An 18,847-nucleotide genomic window follows, 5' to 3' on the forward strand; every position below is an offset into this window, starting at 1 on the left:
CTAGAGTGACATTGCTTCCCGACTTGCCTTGCCCCCAAAGAAGTCCTCGCCATCAAAGACGAATCGGCAGCGAAACCTTCGGTTGGATGGGCACCAGCATCTTGGCGTAAGCACGCAAAATGTCGTTATACAGATCCGCATGCTTGGGCGCCTCTACCGTGATAATCAGTGCGTACCGAATCTTCTCGGCACTCTTCGTGGGCGCGCCGCCCTCTCGAGCATTGTAGTGAATGTCGAACACCGGGTTCTCCAAGCTACTTCCGTACATCGATTTGTTACCGTGAAGCACGGTTTCCCACTTGCCCAAATCAGAACGGCGCTCTTCCTCCGTTGCATACTTTTTCATGTCGAAGAACCCGGTCGTGTTCGCATTGGCCTTGCCTTCCTTGATTTTCTTATCACTTGGACGAAAAACAATCTCAAGGCCCGCGCGAGTGTAAGCGACAGCATCTTGCGGATCAGTCGGTGAGGAGTAGCAGAACGTCGCTTTCAGACGAATCTTCCCCTGTAGGCCTCCGACTGGCAGCGGAAGAGCGGCCCGCAGATATTTGCCCGGCTTCAACTCCCCTTGGTAAACCACGCGTGCCACACCTTTCGGGCAAGTGATGACATCCATGAGATCCTCAGGAATTTTTCCCCAACCGACCTCGATCTTGTCATGCGTCGAGGAATCGGCGGCATGCACCAGCAACGCCTTGATGGCCAAGGGCGTCAAATCGGCGCCAAGGATAGCGCGCACCCCCACCGCATTTCGCAGAAGATACGGCGAGGCGAAACTCGTGCCAAGCTGAGGCTCAAGCGACGGTTTTGCCCCCTCCGCGAGAACGTGAAAGTACTTCGAGCCTGCAGCGTCCCCGCCGAATGCCATGAGATCAGGCTTCACCACACCAGGACTGCGTCCGGGGCCGACTGCGCTGTACGCAGCACGCGCCCACGTCGCATCAACGTTATCGGCTGCACCAACGGACAGAGCATTGACGCAGTCAGATGGAACTTGAACGCGAGCGTTCCCAACCGAGCGGTCCATTTCGCCGTTATTGCCGACCGCTACCGTCATAAGCGTATCGCCGTCACTGAGGAGGTCGTCAATCACCGACGTCCAAGCATGCACATCTGTATCGTCGATCGGCAGGTCCGGTCCCAAGCTGAGATTGACAAATTGATACTGCCGCGAGAGCAGTACTTCTTCGACGAAACCCAAAGTCCGATACAGTTCCAAAGGATCTTCCGAGTCTGTCTCACGATCCAAAACTCGTAGATGATCAACGTATGAATACGGTCTTGCCGCAGTGCTATTTGGAGCAATCGGGCCAAACAAAAACGCTGAGGTGACGCCTAGACCATGCGAAAGCCCGCCGGGATCATCGCTCGCATTCTCGTCAAGCACGCGATAGGTTCGCAGCCAAGGTGCAATGCTGTGCTGATCCGGTAAGCCACCATCCAGAATTGCGACCTTGGGTTCCGACGAAAGGGGTTGCTCAGCGGGAAGACTGCAAGCCACCCGCACACCGGCACCACGCTGCACTGGTCGCATCCCACGCAATTTTGGCACCGGTCGGATCACACGCACGAACGTGAACTCGGCGAGTCGTTTGATGTTTTCGTGCTTCCCTTCAACCGGCAGAAACCAAAGGTTGCCAGCACTGAACGACAGATCAACGTGTATCGTCACACCGATATCTGCGGCATATTTGGCGAAAGCACGTTGCACAAATTGATTGTTGTCGCTCGGCAACAGATGCAGTCCGACCTCGAAGAATCGGTCCTTTTTCTGCCCAAGGGAGACGATTCGATCGCTCGTCGCGAACACGGAGATCCGTTCGATGTGTGTCAGGTCTTTCGACTCGGTTGAACCATCCTCCACATGTTCCGCCCAATCCGTCAGCTGCCGAAACGTTTGACGCTTGCCCACCACGAAGAGCTCAGTCGTTGTTGACTCGCGCGGGGGACCTTTTTTTGACCAAGCGTCCGGCGTGAGCTTGACAGCTCGACTTCCTACCGACTCCAGCCCAAGGCTACGAAGCATCGCGACCGGGAAAAAAGAACGCGCAATGTAACTAGGATTGAGCGCGAGGCGCACGACACCGAAATCGCCTGGGCACGCCTTAGCAGGAAGGCTATCAAGGCTCGAAGAGACTGTCTCGAACTGAGGAATCAAACGGCTCTGCGCCTGCGACAGCGTGTACACCTCCGCCTTGTCCATTCCGCGCTTAGGGCCTTTGATTTCGTGCGTCAGTAGCTCACCACGACCAATCAAAAAATTGGTTTGACTCATGCCTCACGACTCCGTTTTTTGGCAACTGCCGGCGCCCCGTCCGAGGCGTACTTACGAATAGTGTCTCTGCTCACACCAGTGAGGTCAGAAATGGCGTGCTGCGACAACCGCGTATGTTTTGCGAGGAGTACCGCCATTTCGATGCGTCCCGCTCGATCAAGTGACAAGGCCCGCGCCTTGATGAACTCCTCAATCAGATCGACATCGGTGCTCGTTCCAAGCGCCACGGCTCTTCGGACGCGCTGAATCTCGCGTGAAATATCACTAAAGGACTGGCCGTTGAACGCAAAAACCAAGATATCAATCCAGCGCGCGAAGAGTGGATAGTCTGGACCCAAGAACCTCTTCACGGCCTCCTTGACCACAGCCGGCTCTGGCACCTTAAACTCCACCACCAAATCGAACCTGCGCCAAAGCGCCGGATCGATTAGCTCAGGATGGTTAGTAGCAGCCAGCAACAAGCCCGTGGATGGCCATTCATCAACCTCTTGCAAAATGACGGTGACTAATCGCTTGAGTTCACCAACATCTGCGTCGTCACTTCGGCGTTTCGCAATCGCATCAATCTCGTCCAGCAAAAGTACACACGGCCCGCGTTTGGCAAAATCCAAGGCAGCTCGCAAGTTGCTGCCGCTTCGGCCCAACAAGCTGCTCATGACTGCGGTCAGATCAAGAACATATAGCGGAAGACGCAGCTGAGCCGCCAACCAACGTGCGGTAAGGGTCTTGCCTACACCCGGTTGCCCCACGAAGATCGCCGATCTTGTCGGTGCCAGACCGAGCTCCTCAAGCCGCGCAGCCTGCTTCCGTTCGAGGATGAGTTGCCCAAGTGCGTCATCCAATTCCGACGACAACATAGGCGCCTCTCCATCGTGCGGATCGCGAGAAGCTTTCAGCAACGACAACCGCGACTCGTCATCGACCGGCAGTGCTTGGTCCGCCATCGACGGTGCGGCTGCCTTGCGCATCACTGTTCCAGCACGATGTGGCTTCGCTCGCAGGAACAGGTCGACTTGCTCCGAAAGCTCAGGATCAGAGACTCGGTACTTTCTGACCAAGCGCGCGGCAAAGAGCCGCACATCTTCAGTCTGCTCAGCCAACGCCAGCCGAACCATCTGGGCTAAATCCGCCTTCAAACCACTAATTTCGCCCATAATTACTATAACCTCTTGTTTTATATAGTCTTTCAAAGAAGACAAAATGGACTAAAATTATTGTCTCACACTTCCAACAGTGCTGTGAAGCACATAGGGAACGTCGATGACGTGTATCACGTGATTGAACTGCACTACATTGGGTGGCCCACCGGGGCTGCTGGCCAACGCCTAGACGCACTGCTGAGCTTTCCGGCCTTAGCCCTGCTCACGGCATCCGCCACGGCCCACGTCGTATGTTCGAAATTTGTGGTTTGATAAGAAGAATCGGAACAAGAGACCCAACCACCTCGCCAACCAGTAAAAATGACTCGACCATTTTCGCTGTTAGACCTGATTGAACAACTCGCCACCCCCGACGCCGCTATCAGCGTCGAGCACGCCGCCGACGCATACCTGACCCAATATCGATACGGCGAAGCGCTCTCGCTCTACTATGAGTTGGATGCACTGGACCCACGGATCGCCGCCAAGATCGCGTACTGTGAGTGGAAGGAGAATCGATATGACGACGCTCGTCGTCGGCTGTCCGAAATCGGGCTCGACCTCGACACGGATGGCGTTGCGCTACTTTGCGAGTTGATTCGCACCGACTACAACTTCCAACGCCAACAACGAGACATGGAGGCCAACTGGTCGCGTCTGCGAGAGCTGACTACAGCAGACTCGGTTCCGCTCATTGCGGCAATCGCGCGCTGTGCCGTATGGTGGCCAGGCGATTTCCACAGTCCAGAACAACGACGCCAAGACATTGAACACATGCTGGCGCTTCACCCTGATAACAAAGACCTTAGACTTGCCGCATTGAGCGGGATGCGAGAAGCGAATGCTCCTCTAGCAGATCAATACGCCCTACTCAACGCCGTCTCCGGCGATGGCATGCCTCGTTATCAGTGGGAATTGGCAAATGCCGCGGCCAGTGTGGGACGTTTCGATGAAGCTATGAGCCTACTAGACGCCATAGAAAAATTGGAACGCGACAGTGCTCAGCCGTCGACTCAATTGCTCTTCTTTATCGACTTACTGCACACGGATATCGAGAGCAAGAAAACCAACACGTACCCCGCCTCAAGGTTTGAAGCCCTGTGTGATAGACAGGCACATGACGGCGAAAAAAGAGCGATGGTTCTCCGGGTTGCCTTGGCAGCTGCGTGCGATTTTGACAACGATCGCGTCGGCGAACTTACTGAGAAATTTTTGGATGCTCTGGAGAAAAGTGACTACGGGTTCACTATTAGTGAGGCTGATCTCTCGAATCCCTTCAAACCGGTAATCGGGTACCAATGGGATACCCACGGAAGGACTGGGATCAGCGGCAAGCTAATGCCGTACCGAGACATGTTGATAGCCAAATCTGCCGGCCGCTCCAATTTGTACTTCCGTGCAGCATTTGCCGCAAGCGATATCTATTCAAAAATTTCAGACACGGAAGTTCAAGATCTTCCTAAATACCCATTCTGGGACAAGCTTGCAGAACTTGTCATAAATCACCAAGACAACGAACTTGAATTTGACGGAAAGTATCTCTCACTATACACCGGTATTCGTGCAAACAGGCAACGCCCGAACTGGACTGCCATCGGCCAGGACTGGATTCGCTCTGAATCGCTAGCAGCCCAAGCAGGACAATACGATACCGAAGGGTGGATTACGCTGAAAGCCGCCCAAAAAACTGCGACCTCATTCCGCTTATTCTCTACAAGCATTATCAAATGGCTGCGCGACAACCCTATTCCTGCGCCGAGGGCCTATGACACAGTTCACGAACTAATTTCCTTGCTTGCGAAGGCCGAACTTCATCGTGAACGCTACCAACTGACGGCATCAGTCGCGACGCACGATTCTCGCCCGGAAGTGAGATTTTCACTTGGTTTATCCGCTCACCTGGCGAACGATGCAGTTACCGCAAAAAAGGTTTATGCGGAACTGCTTGCAAAAAATCCAGACGACTACTCGCCACTCTTCAATTCGATTTTGCTTTGCCAAACAACTTCCGACCTTCCCTATCTCGCAAAGTTACGCGAGATGGTGGAAAATTTTCCCGAGACATCCTTCGATGAAAAGCAAAAACTCGAAGAACAGCTTGCGAAAGCAGAGGCAAGATGTGAGGACAAGGAGATCGCGAGGCAACGCATGCTCGATCAAGAGTTGTCCAACTACCCTTCGCTTATCGAAGGCGAAGTCCTTCCGGAAGATTTGACTCTTCGCGCAGCAGTTGCGTTGCTCGCTCTCCTACGTTGCGCCAACGGAGAGCCGTCTGATACCGAACTTGTTTCAATCGAAAAGGGTGCAATTCCATTCAACCCAAAGGGTAGCTCTCGGTCAATTTTATTTGAGCTTCTTGAGACTGGCCTGGTGGCAGTACATCCCAAGACTTCAACCGACGCATTTGTGTATGAAGATGGCAAGGTGAGTGCATGGAAATTTTCCAATATCTACTGGCAACTTTCACCAGCGTGCGAAACATTGATTGAAAATCTTCGAAGTCTTAACGGAGAGATTCCACCAAGCTGGCGCAGCCAAATTCGCAACCTAGCTTTGGAAATCGCACGAGGAGAAATCGTAGAGTATTTGAATTTTCTCGCTAGTGAACGCGGATGGCCCCCGCCCAAGAACACGGAGGATCTTTCAGATCTAACTCGCTCCCTCGCAAACGAGCGGACTGTCGCAGAGTCTTATTATCTTGCGTACCTCGGAGCAATGTCGGCAAGCGATTACAAACAGAAATACCCCGTCAATGCTCAACAGGCCGCAGACATGCTTGTGAAACGCACTGGGCAGCGCTTGGAGACGCTTAGAGCCGGCAACTTGCAGCCCAAAGTTTATGGTCGTCGCTGGCAGCTACCGCGATCTGCACTCAGCTTGTCACTATGGGAAACCATATTGAATTCTGGCGATAGAGGTTTCACTCACCCGCTATCAGAACTAGATACGAATCTGTAAGCAGATAATAATCCTTATCGCACCGGATACGTATATCTACCCTGACCTGAGACGAATCGTGTAGCCAAACGGTCAGTGAGTTCTCTTATCCTATCGACCAAGGAGAACTCGATGAAGAAGCGCCACACCGACGAACAGATCATCCGCATCCTGCGGGAAGCCGAGAGCCACGAGGAGCCGGTGAAAGATCTGTGCAAGCGGCACAACATCACGGAGCAGACGTTCTACCGCTGGCGGAACAAATTCGGCGGCATGGACGTGCCCGAGGCCCGTCGACTCAAAGAGCTCGAATCCGAGAACGATCGCCTCAAGCGATTGATCGCCGAACAACTGTTGGTGATCGATGGCTTGAAGGAATTCAGCCGAAAAAATGACGACCCCGGCGGGCCGGCGCGAAGCGCTGGAAGTCCTGACCCGACGGGGGCTGTCGCAACGCAAGGCATGTCGTTACCTGGGATTGAGTCGCCGGGTGCCGGCCTACAGACCCAAACAGCCGACGAAAGATCGTCGTCTGGGCGAGCAACTCATTACGGCCTCTCAGGAGGTGCCGCGCTTTGGATATCGCCGTATTGCGGCCTGGCTATCGTTGAGCGAGTCGCGCGTACGCCGAATGTGGAAGGCCTTGAAGCTGAACATCCCGAGGCGTCGCCCGCGCAGACGGCGCTGTGGCAGCGATATTCGCTTACCCGGCGCGACCCGGCCCAATTCGGTCTGGAGCTACGACTTCGTTCACGACCAATTGGTGGACGGACGCGTCTTGAAGATGCTGTGCGTGATCGACGAATACGCACGGGAATGCTTGGCGATCGAGGTCGGCGCAAGCTTGCGTTCGCAAGACGTGATTCGGGTGCTGTCCAGGTTGATGCGACTCTATGGAAAGCCAATGTATGTTCGATCGGACAACGGCGCGGAATTCACCGCTGCTCGCGTCATGCGGTGGCTGCGTGATGCAAGCGTCGGCCCCGCATTTATCGCATCGGGCAGCCCTTGGCAGAACGGATTCGTCGAAAGTTTCAACGGCAAACTTCGCGACGAGTTGCTGAACCGGTACAGACAGCTGCCCGTGCAGCGATGAATACTGCTCGAACCTCAACGCCAGCGACCATGCAGTCACACTCGCGAACTACGCCAAATACGCTCCCTCGCGCACATTGGTCGGCATGAATAGTCCGAACTCCCCGTCGAAATCCGGCTCGGCCAACACCGCCTCCCCCGCGACGCCGAGCAGGTGATGCAGCACCGCCCGCGCCTGTCCGTCCGGGTTCTGATCGATCACGAGGTTCATCGCGCGCGCGGCCAGCAGGCGCCGGTGCACATCCTCGATCTCGTGCCCGACCCACGCTACGCGTCCGAGGAGGCCCACGCGCCGCCACCACCGATTGAATAAGAAACAGTCTGTCCGGCAATCGCCTCGAAGTTCGCAAGTTTCCGATACTCTCCTCCACCGCCGCCAGACTGAGCGTTCGCACCGCCCACTTGGGCCCCGGAGCCACCACCTCCTCCACCGATCACTTCGATTGTGTTGGCTTCATTGTTCCAGTCTGCGGGGACTGCCCAAGAAGAGCCGGAAGTTAGAACAATTGTCTTGTTACTCATTTTTCCCTCGGATTGGAATGCGAGCACAAAAAATCTATTAGCATTTCTAATTTATAGAAGCATGGTGTAACCAAGAAGATTTAGTAAATTTCCTTGCAGGCTCCGAAATTCTTTATGATGTGGCAACTTCCGTCACGTAAAAATCGGCAAAAAATACGAAAATTCGACTTCGGCAGCGAGCTTCAAGAAGCGTCAATGCGAGGCCCTTCAACTGGCTTGCGTCGCCCTGTTTGAAGTTGCGCATTCGGCATCAAATGAATCCACCGAGACGGAATCCTGGAAACCCAGTACTCGTTGAATCGAGCTCGACCGGATGTACAGCGCAATCATCGTCGGGATAGCAAGGCCAGCGAAAATCTCGACAGCCGCATGTATCAACGGCTCCACGACTCCAGCGTCAAGTAGCGCGAGCCACACGATGGTCGTGGTAGCGACATGGAGAAAATAAACCGGCTTCCACGATATGACGGATAACATCCGCCATCCTCGATCAAAGAACCTGGCCATCGCAACGACTGCGATGACGCCAAGCGTGCAGACCGGAAGCGACTGCATCGGCGTCCACGTGCCGAAATGCTGATAGATGTAGGCAACGAGAACAAAGGCAACGGAGACGCCGATCGCAGCCCATCGTCTTAGCTGATCGGGCATGGGGGGAATCGCGGCCGTTCCGACAAGGTAGCCGCCTTGAAAGAAAAATAGCCCCCAAAACAGCTGAGTTCCCAGTCCCCATGACGAATACATGGCGAATCCGGCCCAGATACACAAGCAAACGATCGGAAAAAGCGTCGCCCTCTTGATGGCACGGGATGGCGAAAGCGCTGGAACCAACGCCGCGCAAATCAGCGTGCAGTACAGAAACCAGAGTTGCGCCAAGGGACCTGCCGTCAAGCTAGCAGTCAGCGAAATGCCTGCTGGCGCACCGATATGTCTCTGATAGACCATCAGCACAATCACGCCAATCGTGCTCCACAGCACGAACGGCCACGCAATATCCAGCAGCACCCATCTGACGTAACGCGATAACCCGCTTCGACGCAATGCGACGGCAGACCATCCTAGCAAGGCGAAAAGTGTTGGATATCCAGCGCAGGAAGACGCGTAGCCGGCCAGCTTCAGAATGCGGGCACTATGCCCGTCTTGAAGAAAGCCGGCCTCAAAAAGGCGCTGCAAAACCTCGGAAGTCACGATCAAAATAGCCGCCATCCCAAAGGCGCACGCGCAGTTCACGTGGGTAGCAACAAGCGGCTGAGACGACTGGCGCATCAAAGTAGAACTCATAAGGTCTCGGAAAAAATCACGCACCAGTTGTCGAGCCGGAGGCTCTCCGTGCCGTCGTCGAACCGGATGAAGTCTCCCTGGGAATCGCGTAGATTCCCACGAGGCCCGTATTGACTGCCAGCACGTCCCGCCCCAACGAAAGCGTATTGCAGCTGCGCACCGGTGGGCACCGGTTCATCCGCCACGATCGTTACAGTGTCCGGGCCTGAAATCTCGACCGACGCGATGGGCAGGGGCCGGCCATTCTGCGCCCGAAGATCGAAGCCGTAGTTCTGATTGACTGCGACTTGCCGAGTATCCCAACGAAGCGGTGGTGCCGGAACGTTGAACCGAACTGTGACGACACGCCCGTCGCGATGCCAGGCCGTTGGCTCCAAGGGCTGCCATGGCCGATGGTCCACCACCACCCGCTTGATGACCAATCCGTAATACGCACCCATCCAGCGCGTGCTTTTGTTATCCGTGTGCCGCCCATCGACGTACCGAAAAATGTACATGGGCGCAGCCAGGTGAATATGTGGATCGTCGTGGCTTGCTCGAAGCAGAGCAAGCGCAATGTGCGGATAAGGTTGATCGAAGCTTTTGTTCGACGCCAGTTGGTACGTCACCATCTCGACGTCCTGTTGCTGCCCGCTGATCGCTTTGACGTCTCTGTCGACGTCACGCCGCAGCGCTCGCAACGCATCTTCGTACGCACCAATCGGCGTTTGCGCCGAATCATCCGCTTCACCCTGTGTCCACGTAATCGCTGCAACGCCATACGTATCGTGTGCCGCATCTGCCAATCGCTTGCCGTTCCGCACGTCTCGAAGAAGCTGGCGGTAGTACAGCCCCGGCGCTGAAAGTTCGGCAATCTCCTTCGAGCCCTCGCCCGGTGCAGAGCCAAGCAACCGGGCGCCGCTTTCACGATGCGGCTGAAGGTTTTCCTGCTCGGTCAGCTGCGAGATCATGTCCAGCGTGCCGCTGGTTGGCGTCTCGGACTTGTCGCCCGACGTCGTTTCGATGAGTGGGACAAACGCCGCATAGGCCACGTCTTCGCCATTGGCACTCACGCCGTCCTGTGCCCGGACTCCGCCTCGAAAACGTATCGCGTCATAGCGCTGGTGAGTGGAAAGCGCTGGCTTGTTGAAGAAGCCTTGGCTCAGCGACTGCCCATATGTGATGACGTGTGTGACTTGCCAAGGAAGCGTGCCCGGCGATGTCCATTGCGTATCTGCCGACTGCTGCTGTCCTGTCGAACCTGTTTCATTCGCACGCCGATACATTGTCGATGGCGCGTCGAACGCGCCGCTCGCTGTCACGTCAATGACAGTCTCGTTGCCCTGAATGCTCGCAAGCGCAAACCGAAGTGTCTGCCCTGGATGACCATCGTAGTTCTCGACAATTTCCGAAGGGCGCCCGTTCGACCAGTCGACATGGATCTTTTCCCGGCCTGCGGTCAATCGATCGCAGGCCGTCGCACGCGATCTGCCGAGCAATCCCAGCACAGCACTCGACACGGATGATTGAACACGCTCGGAAATCGTGCAATGTATGGTTCGATATCGATACAGTGGATCGAGACGTGCACGCCAAGCGTTGACGGTCGATTCGATTTGAGCGGTTTCATCGGGACCGGCAACTGCACTGCTGCCCATGACCACGAGACAAGTGGCCGCGACCGCCAACATCGAAAAATTTACACATTTCATACAGATCGAGCCGGGAGCTTGTCTCGCAACTGTGAAGGGCTGAGCGACGAAGCTATGTTCGAAATCACACACGCTCGTTTATGACCTGATGGAAATCTTCAGCCAACCGTGTGGCCGGTCACGCGTAACCCACAAGGTGCCCAACGACGATCTCCTTGATGGAGGAGAGACGGGAACACGCGCTTCATTCGCGTTCGCTTAAATGTGTGGCATTCCGAACATTGTGTTTCGACCAAACATTTCATATTGGCGATCAATGGTCGAAGTGTTTGCCAAGCCGATCGAACGAAGGAGCCGCATGACGACTGGGAAACGCCCGCAAGACAATTTCGATGCCGCAAGGCTCGTGGCGGCGCTGATGGTTCTGTATGGTCACGCCTATTACCTGACCGGGTTGGACTACATGCCGGGGCCGGTCGGCAATGAAGTCGCCGCGATCGCGGTCAAGGTTTTTTTTGTCATCAGCGGCTATCTCATCAGTGAGAGTTGGCGCCGCGATCCTTCACCAGCGCGCTATATCGTGCGGCGAGGTTTGAGGATCTTTCCAGGCCTTGCCGTCAACATTCTGGTGTGCGCATTTGTTCTGGGGCCGTGCGTCACAAGCTTGCCGATCGCAGAGTATCTGCACTCACCCATCCTTGTGCGCTTTCTGGCAAACATCGCGCTTCTGTCCGCCGCGCAGTTGCCGGGAGTGTTTGACACCGTGCCATTCCAGCATACGGTCAACGGCTCACTCTGGACGCTGCCCGTCGAGTTCGCCATGTATCTCGTCGCGCCGTTTGTCCTGCTGGGAATGGAGCGATTTCAGCGATGGCGCGTCCTGGCTGCTGCGATCGCGTTGTGCTCAATGAACCTCTATCTACGGCACATCGATCTCGGCTCGCACGGTCGAGCCATTCATGACGCGCTGAACGTGGCACCTTATTTCTTGTTAGGCGCTGCATGGAGAACGTTTCTCAGTTCTCCGAAATGGTTTAATGCACAAATCGCGTTGTTCGGAATTGCACTTCTCCTGCTTTTGCCGAAAGATGAGACGCTGGGCGAGTTCGGCATGTATGTGGTTCTTCCGTACGCGACGCTTTCGTTTGCCTTGGCTCGACCAGCGATGTTCGGTTTTGCAGGGCGGCTTGGCGATCTGTCGTATGGAATTTATATCTATGCATTTCCGGTCCAGCAGACAGTTGCGCTGCTTTTTCACACCGATCATCGGCCCATGCTGAATGCCACGATATCGATCGTGCCAACACTCTTGCTTGCGGCTTGTTCCTGGCATCTTCTCGAGAAACGCTGTCTTAAATTCAAGCCGAGGCGCGATCAGGCCGTACGTTCCCCTTCCGTGTCACTCTCATCGCACGATCCATTACATACCAGTACAATTACAAAAAATAATTTATCGCCCTGATTGCAGCGCGCACTTTATCTTCGTGTCGCCGACTCTTCCGCACAGCTTTCGCAGTAGTGGCGGCAATTTCTCACTGGGATGCAACGACTTGCTGGTGCACTCCATGTGTTTGAGCGTATGCGTTGCGTAACTAGGCAACACGCCGAGACGGCGAAGATCTCGAGTGGGAGCGACACGTCGATGCGTATTGTCGGTACCGCCCGTGCTGGCTCGATTCAGAGCCGACGATACCGGGTCATCTCACGACGATCACCGTGGCGACAGCAGCCGATCGCTTTCCTCGCGCACCACCTGATAGCACTCGCACACATGACGCTCCAGCGCGGCGCGATCGAGCACTTCGATCTTGCCGCGCGAGTAGCGGATCAGGCCCGCCTCCTGGAGTTTTCTCGCGGTTTCCGTCACGCTCGCGCGACGCACGCCGAGCATGTCGGCGATCAGCTCCTGCGTCATCTGCACATCGTTTGAATCGAGCCGGTCGAGACTCAGCAACAACCAGCGGCAGAACTGCAGGGAAATCGAATGATGCCGGTTGCAGACGGCCGTTTGCGCCATTTGCGTGATGAGCGCCTGCGTGTAGCGCAGGAACAGACGCTGCACCGCGCCACCGCGTGCGAACTCTTCCTTGACCACCTGCCCGCTGAGCTTGAATCACGCACCAAGGCGAATGGCGCTCAGCGTACCGGCACGCTGAGCGGTCTGTCCCGAGGCGGCGTCGCGCGAGGCGCCTCGATGCCTCCGCGCTCCGAACCGATCCTAGCCTTCCGACAGCAGCATCTGCCGAAACGCATCAGCCGCCGCAGACAGCGGCCGCGCCGTGGAAGTAATCAGGAATACCGTGTATTCCACGCGTGCCTCGAACTCGCAGATATGAAAGCCGAGGTGGGCGAACTCCTCAGCGGCGTCACGGATCACGATGCCATAACCGATGCCTTGCGCAACTAGGTGGCACACGCTCGACGCCCACGGACTCTCGGCGCGAATCCTCCGCTCGATGCCGGCCGAATTGAAGATGCTGTCGATACGGGCCCGACTCGTGCGGTCGGCCATCGCCACGCAATCCTCCGCCGACAGGTCCGCCGGCGACACGCGTTTCGTCCCCTTCAGGCGATGCCCCGGCGGCAGGATGCACACCATCTCGGCGCGGCGAATCGGCTCGCTTCGCACCCCGTCGCGATCCGTCGATCGCATGGCGATGCCGAGATCGATCGCCTGTCGGCCGATTGCGTCCACCACGCTGTCGGTCGACATCGGCATAACCGAGGTGAACAACTGGTCGCGTCCCTCGAGATAGCGGGCCAACCGCTTGCCGATCCATCCCCCGGCGTAAGCGGGGAACACGCCGATGCGCAGATAGCCGCGCCGCGTGCCGCCGATTTCACGGGCCACTTCGTTGAGGTAATCGAGGCCCTGATACACCTGGCGCACTTCCGCAAAGAAGATCTCTGCCTCGGGCGTCGGCACCAGCTTGCCGCGTCGCCGGATGAAGGCCACGAAGCCAGCCTCGAGCTCAAAGCGCTCAACCATCCGGCTCACCGCCGGCTGCGACACGTTCAGGTGCTGTGCGGCGGCCGTGATCGACCCGTAACTCATCACGGCAGCAAATACTTCCATCTGTTTGGCATTCAATCTGGGCACCGCATGGCTCCTTCCGTGAAAATCTTCAACATTACATCAGGTTATTTTAAAACAACAAAATTCGAATAGATGTAATGAATTTGCCTGCATATATTGCCCCAACAGAAGCCTGTCACGGAACACTTCCGGCCCGCCCGGAAAGGCTTACAGCGCTTGGTTGGGCATCGGGAGGACCGGTGCGCCGTCAGGTCGAATTGAGATCACAGACCGAGGAAGGGACGTGCAAATCGAAGCTCAGAAACCTATGGCCGATCAGCCGGGGGCGGACGTCCGCCTCGCGGGCCGGCCGTCGCCATGGCCCCGGCGGCCCAGCACGATCCACCCGCGCATGAACCGGCTCGACTGGGCGTGGTACGCGCTGGGCGCGGTCGCCGTGCTGCTGTTCGTCGAACTGATCGTGGTGAATCCGCGCTGGGAATGGGCCACCGTCGGCCATTACCTGTTCAACCGGCAGGTGATGACTGGCCTTGGCAACACACTGATCCTGACGCTGCTGGCCAGCCTGCTAGGCCTGGGCATCGGCGTGGTCATCGCGGCGTGCCGCATGTCGCGCAATCCGGTGCTGCGCGCGGGCGGCTTCCTGTACATCTGGATTGTGCGCGCCACGCCCACGCTCGCGATGCTGCTGTTCCTGTTTTTCCTGTCGGCGCTCGTGCCGCGGCTCTATCTGCCGATCCCGCTGCTGCACGTCGACCTGTTCGACGTGAACACGAACCAACTGATCTCGCGGTTCAGCGCGGCCGTGATCGGTCTGGCCATCTACCTGGGCGGACACAGCGCGGAGACCTTCCGCGCCGGGCTCGGCGCGATCGACAAGGGGCAGCGCGAGGCATGCAAGGCGCTGGGCATGAGCGACTTCCGGATGATGTGGTTCGTGATCGTGCCGCAGGTCGTGAGGATCATCATTCCGGCCCTGTCGAACGAACTGATCACGATGTTCAAGAACACCTCGCTGGTGACGGTGATCGGTTACGTCGAGTTGCTGACGACGGTACAACTCATCTACGCCACCAATTTTCAGACCATTCCGCTGCTAACGGTCGCCTGCATCTGGTATCTCGTCCTGACGAGCCTGGCCATGATCGCGCAGAGCTATCTCGAACGGCATTTCGGCAAGGGGAACGCGCGATGAATCAGGCAGCCGCCATCCACGGCGAACCGGGCGCCCCCCTGTTCGAGATGCGGAACATCAGCAAGCATTTCGGTACCTTCCACGCGCTCGACGACGTTAATTTCACGCTCGCGAAAGGCGAGGTGGTCGCGATCATCGGGCCGTCGGGCTCCGGCAAGAGCACATTGCTGCGCTGCATGAACATGCTGGAGCTGATCGATTCCGGCGCCATGACGCTGCGTGGCGAGGCTCTCGGCACGCAGATGCACGGCGAGAAATGCGTGTGGCTGCCGAAACGCAAGCTCGACGCGCAACGCCGCAACTTCGGCATGGTGTTCCAGAACTTCCACCTGTTTCCGCACTACACGGCGCTTGGCAACGTGCTCGCTGGGCCGTGCATCGTCGGGCACCAGAAGCGGCGCGATGTAGTGGAACGTGGCCGGCAATTGCTGGCGCGGGTCGGGCTGGCGGAGCGCCTCGATCATTACCCGGCGCAGCTCTCGGGCGGCCAGAAGCAGCGCGTCGCGATCGCCCGCGCGCTGGCGATGGATCCCGAGATCATGCTGTTCGACGAACCGACCAGCGCGCTTGACCCGGAGCTCGTCAAGGAAGTGCTCGACGTCATGAAGGAGCTGGCGGAAGCCGGTATGACGATGGTGATCGTGACGCACGAGATGCAGTTCGCGCGCAAGGTAGCAGACCGCGTCGTGTTGATGGACGGCGGTCGCATCGTGGATCAGGGCACACCCAACTACATCTTCGCCGGCGGCGGCACCGAACGTTGCCGGCGGTTCGTCTTCAACCAGCAGTCGGAGCAGTGACAGCATCGCCGTCGCTCCGACACGTTCCTATTCACACTCGAAAGATTCGCTTATGGCAAATATTCAACGAAAGATCCGGCTCGGGCTGTCCATGCGCTATCAGGGCTATCACATGGCTGCATGGCGCCATCCCGAGGTACCGGCCGGCGGCGCCGTCGATTTCGGCTATTTTCTAAGTACTGCGAAGAAAGCTGAGGCGGCCAAACTCGACATGATCTTCTTCGCGGACGGGATCGGCGTACGCGCCAACGACGAGCCGCGCGGCTCGCTGGCGCGCGACTCGAAGAATGCCGAGCTGGAGCCGCTGACGCTGCTTGCCGCTATCGGCGCATGCACCTCGCGCATTGGACTGGTGGCCACCGCGTCGACCACCTACAACGAGCCGTTCCACATCGCCCGCAAGTACGCGTCGATCGACCATATCAGCGGCGGCCGAGCAGGCTGGAACGTAGTGACATCGTGGTCCGAACAGGAGGCATGGAATTTCAGTCGAGACGCGCATCTCGGCTACGAGGAGCGCTACGAGCGCGCCGACGAATTCGTCGATGTGGTCCGCAAGCTGTGGGACAGCTGGGAAGACGACGCCTTCATTCGCGACAAGGCCAGCGGGATCTTCTATGACGAGGCCAAGCTTCACGTGCCGCATCACCGCGGCAAGCATTTCCAGGTGCGCGGGCCGCTGAATTCCGCGCGCACGCCGCAAGGGCGCCCGATCATCGTGCAGGCCGGCGCGGCCGAGGCCGGCCGGGAGCTGGCCGCGAAGAACGCCGACGTGGTGTATTCGAACGCGACCGATTTCGACGGCGCCAAGGCCTATTACGACGATCTGAAAAACCGTCTCGACAAATACGGCCGCTCGCCCGACGAGATGCTGATCATGCCGGGGCTGATGTTGTACGTCGGCGAATCGCGGCAGGAAGCACAGGAAAAATTCGAGCAACTCGAGGCGCTGATCGATCCGCTCAGCGGCCTGGCGCTGCTGTACAAGACGCTCGGCGATCTGTCCGGCCACGACCTCGACGGGCCGGTGCCCGACGTCGGCAACCAGAAGGTGCGCAGCATCGCAGAGAACCTGATCAATATGGCGCGGCGCGAGAATCTCACGATCCGCCAGATGTTCCGCCGTGTGGCCTCGGGCAGCAACTACCACCTGATCGGCACCGCGAGAGACATCGTCGACGTGATGGAAGACTGGTTCCGACGCGACGCGGCCGATGGCTTCAACATCTGCCCCGCCACCTTGCCACAGGGCATCGACGAGCTTACGCGCTACGTGCTGCCCGAGTTGCGCCGACGTGGACTGTTTCGTACGGAATACGAGGCGACGACCCTGCGCGGCAACCTGGGCCTCGGCAAGCTGGCTTACGGAAAGTGACGATGAGCCACAGCATGTCCGAGGGGCATGCCGTCAGGCGGAGAAAATCGGAGAAAGTCGATGAGCACTGAACACATGAAAGTCTTCCAGGATTCGATGGCGCGCTTCACCAGCAGCATCAGCGCGATCACCACGGCCGAGCACGGCGTGCCGGGCGGGGTGCTGGCTACCTCGGTCTGCAGCCTGTCGGCGGACCCGCCCACCATCCTGGTTTGCATCAACAAGAGCGCGAGCGTGCATGACGTGATCGTCCGGTCGAAGGCATTTGCCGTGAACCTGCTGTCGGATCGGCAGGTCGACGTTGCCGCGCGCTTCAACAAGGAGAAGGGCGCGGCCCGCTTCGACACGGCCCGCTGGACGACGGGCGCGACCGGCTCGCCGGTCCTGATCGACAGCTTGGTAACGCTCGACTGCCGGCTGATCGCCACGCACCACGGGTATTCGCACACCATCCTGATCGGCGAGATCGCGCAGTCGTTCCTGCATGACAATCCGGATGCCAATGCCCTGCTCTGGCACAAGCGCAACTTTTCCTCGCCCGTGCCGTGCGCGGCGTGATCGGCTCACTCCACGAGATTCGATGCCCTCCCCTATGAACACAATTCCATCGATGCGTGCCACCGGATACTGTCTGGTGGCAGCCTTAAGCCTGTTCTCCATGGGTGCGGCACGTGCCGCCGATGCACCTAAGGCGGGCTCTTCCGCTCCCACGGCCAATCAGGTCTCCAATCTCGCCGCGCTCGTGCCGGCGCGCTACCGGGCCATGGACGCACTTGTCGTGGCGGTGAATCCCGAGGTCGCGCCGATCAAGTTCGTCGACGAGAACGGCGACGTGACGGGCTTCACGCCCGAGCTGTTCTCGGCGGCGGCGAAGCTGCTGAACCTGAAGGTGAACTTGGTGCGCGCGTCCTTCGATTCGCTGATACCGGGTCTCGCGGCGAACCGGTTCAACGCGCTGCTGTCACTCGGCGACTTTCCCTCGCGTCAGGGCAAGGTGACCTTCGTCGACTATCTCAAGGTGGGGCAGTCGATCGTGACCTCGCCGGGCAGCCGCCTGTCAATCGGCTCGGTCAAGGATCTGTGCGGCGTGTCGGTGGCCATTCCGCGCGCGTCGCAGCAGATGGAGAAGGGCGCCGAGGTGAGCGAGCAATGCGCGGCTGCCGGAAAGAAGCCGCTCGGCATCTCCACCTACCCCGACACCAACATGACGCTGCTCTCGCTCACCAACGGGGCGAGCCAGGTGGCCTGGGTGGATTCGCCGTCCGCCAACTACAACGCCAGCCGGTTTCCGGACAAGTACAAGCAGGTCTATTCCTATTACAACGGCGCCTACGGCATCGGCTTCGGCGTGGACCCCGACAGCCGCAAGCTGGCGGAGGCGTTTCGCCAGGCCTTGCTGAGCGTGGAAAAGTCGGGCGGCTACGCGGCGTTGATGAAGAAGTGGGGGCTCAACCCGGCCGACGGCCTCGGCCAGTTCCCGATCAACAACCCGGCCTACTAGCGCCGGGCGTTTCCCAGCCGGTCCGTTGTCGTGGTAGCGGGATTCGTAATCCATAAACA

13 protein-coding genes and 2 pseudogenes are annotated in these 18,847 nt (G+C 57.9%); 8 read left to right on the plus strand and 7 right to left on the minus strand.

Annotated elements, in window-relative coordinates; translation table 11 throughout:
* Nucleotides 1-52: 52 nt before the first annotated feature.
* Nucleotides 53-2,275, minus strand: a complete 2,223-nt coding sequence (locus tag ACYP33_RS04230) for a S8 family peptidase (protein ID WP_459619905.1) — start codon at nt 2,273-2,275, stop codon at nt 53-55.
* Entirely contained in the window at nt 2,272-3,474 is a 1,203-nt protein-coding gene (locus tag ACYP33_RS04235; protein ID WP_459619907.1) for an AAA family ATPase, read from the minus strand. Before ACYP33_RS04235 ends, ACYP33_RS04230 begins: the two co-directional genes overlap by 4 nt.
* Before the next feature lie 261 nt (nt 3,475-3,735).
* On the opposite strand from ACYP33_RS04235, the gene ACYP33_RS04240 reads away from it, so the two are divergent.
* The gene (locus tag ACYP33_RS04240) at nt 3,736-6,372 is read left to right on the plus strand and encodes a hypothetical protein (RefSeq protein WP_459619909.1); all 2,637 of its coding nucleotides are present in this window, start codon (nt 3,736-3,738) and stop codon (nt 6,370-6,372) included.
* A 111-nt stretch (nt 6,373-6,483) separates the two neighbouring features.
* A pseudogene (locus ACYP33_RS04245) lies at nt 6,484-7,420 on the plus strand (IS3 family transposase); the annotation flags it as partial.
* A 75-nt stretch (nt 7,421-7,495) separates the two neighbouring features.
* On the opposite strand, the gene ACYP33_RS04250 reads toward ACYP33_RS04245, so the two are convergent.
* From ACYP33_RS04250 to ACYP33_RS04260, 3 genes are all read right to left on the minus strand, one after another.
* Complete coding sequence (locus tag ACYP33_RS04250; protein ID WP_459619911.1) at nt 7,496-7,735, minus strand: hypothetical protein; 240 nt, start codon at nt 7,733-7,735, stop codon at nt 7,496-7,498.
* 440 nt (nt 7,736-8,175) lie between these two features.
* Nucleotides 8,176-9,249: an acyltransferase family protein gene (locus tag ACYP33_RS04255; RefSeq protein ID WP_459619913.1), complete on the minus strand. Its 1,074-nt coding sequence runs from the start codon at nt 9,247-9,249 to the stop codon at nt 8,176-8,178.
* A complete protein-coding gene (locus tag ACYP33_RS04260; RefSeq protein ID WP_459619915.1) occupies nt 9,246-10,919 on the minus strand; it encodes a sialate O-acetylesterase family protein in 1,674 nt (557 codons plus the stop codon). Before ACYP33_RS04260 ends, ACYP33_RS04255 begins: the two co-directional genes overlap by 4 nt.
* A gap of 277 nt (nt 10,920-11,196) precedes the next feature.
* Between ACYP33_RS04260 and ACYP33_RS04265 the strand changes: the two genes are divergently transcribed.
* Nucleotides 11,197-12,342: an acyltransferase family protein gene (locus tag ACYP33_RS04265; RefSeq protein WP_459619917.1), complete on the plus strand. Its 1,146-nt coding sequence runs from the start codon at nt 11,197-11,199 to the stop codon at nt 12,340-12,342.
* A gap of 249 nt (nt 12,343-12,591) precedes the next feature.
* Here the strand turns inward: ACYP33_RS04265 and ACYP33_RS04270 are convergent.
* Both ACYP33_RS04270 and ACYP33_RS04275 read right to left on the minus strand, forming a co-directional pair.
* Nucleotides 12,592-12,969 (minus strand): annotated as a pseudogene (locus tag ACYP33_RS04270) (Crp/Fnr family transcriptional regulator); the annotation flags it as partial.
* A gap of 129 nt (nt 12,970-13,098) precedes the next feature.
* Nucleotides 13,099-13,980: a LysR substrate-binding domain-containing protein gene (locus tag ACYP33_RS04275; protein ID WP_459619919.1), complete on the minus strand. Its 882-nt coding sequence runs from the start codon at nt 13,978-13,980 to the stop codon at nt 13,099-13,101.
* A gap of 157 nt (nt 13,981-14,137) precedes the next feature.
* Between ACYP33_RS04275 and ACYP33_RS04280 the strand changes: the two genes are divergently transcribed.
* The 5 genes from ACYP33_RS04280 (at nt 14,138) to ACYP33_RS04300 (ending at nt 18,788) form a co-directional block, all read left to right on the plus strand.
* Nucleotides 14,138-15,112: an amino acid ABC transporter permease gene (locus ACYP33_RS04280; protein ID WP_459619921.1), complete on the plus strand. Its 975-nt coding sequence runs from the start codon at nt 14,138-14,140 to the stop codon at nt 15,110-15,112.
* Nucleotides 15,109-15,912: an amino acid ABC transporter ATP-binding protein gene (locus ACYP33_RS04285; RefSeq protein ID WP_459619923.1), complete on the plus strand. Its 804-nt coding sequence runs from the start codon at nt 15,109-15,111 to the stop codon at nt 15,910-15,912. The genes ACYP33_RS04280 and ACYP33_RS04285 overlap by 4 nt, the downstream gene beginning before the upstream one ends.
* Nucleotides 15,913-15,964: 52 nt before the next feature.
* Nucleotides 15,965-17,287, plus strand: coding sequence for an LLM class flavin-dependent oxidoreductase (locus ACYP33_RS04290; protein ID WP_459619925.1), 1,323 nt, complete (start codon nt 15,965-15,967; stop codon nt 17,285-17,287).
* Nucleotides 17,288-17,347: 60 nt separating this feature from the next.
* Entirely contained in the window at nt 17,348-17,845 is a 498-nt protein-coding gene (locus ACYP33_RS04295) for a flavin reductase family protein (RefSeq protein WP_459619927.1), read from the plus strand.
* A gap of 76 nt (nt 17,846-17,921) precedes the next feature.
* Nucleotides 17,922-18,788, plus strand: coding sequence for an ABC transporter substrate-binding protein (locus ACYP33_RS04300; RefSeq protein WP_459619929.1), 867 nt, complete (start codon nt 17,922-17,924; stop codon nt 18,786-18,788).
* Nucleotides 18,789-18,847 lie beyond the last annotated feature (59 nt).

This window comes from Burkholderia sp. 3C (assembly GCF_054589155.1).

Coding starts and splice junctions, on each gene's coding strand:
- ACYP33_RS04265 (WP_459619917.1), top strand. CDS start 11,197: ATGGTCGAAGTGTTTGCCAAGCCGATCGAACGAAGGAGCCGCATGACG.
- ACYP33_RS04230 (WP_459619905.1), bottom strand. CDS start 2,275: ATGAGTCAAACCAATTTTTTGATTGGTCGTGGTGAGCTACTGACGCAC.
- ACYP33_RS04290 (WP_459619925.1), top strand. CDS start 15,965: ATGGCAAATATTCAACGAAAGATCCGGCTCGGGCTGTCCATGCGCTAT.
- ACYP33_RS04260 (WP_459619915.1), bottom strand. CDS start 10,919: ATGTTGGCGGTCGCGGCCACTTGTCTCGTGGTCATGGGCAGCAGTGCA.
- ACYP33_RS04285 (WP_459619923.1), top strand. CDS start 15,109: ATGAATCAGGCAGCCGCCATCCACGGCGAACCGGGCGCCCCCCTGTTC.
- ACYP33_RS04295 (WP_459619927.1), top strand. CDS start 17,348: ATGAGCACTGAACACATGAAAGTCTTCCAGGATTCGATGGCGCGCTTC.
- ACYP33_RS04240 (WP_459619909.1), top strand. CDS start 3,736: ATGACTCGACCATTTTCGCTGTTAGACCTGATTGAACAACTCGCCACC.
- ACYP33_RS04255 (WP_459619913.1), bottom strand. CDS start 9,249: ATGAGTTCTACTTTGATGCGCCAGTCGTCTCAGCCGCTTGTTGCTACC.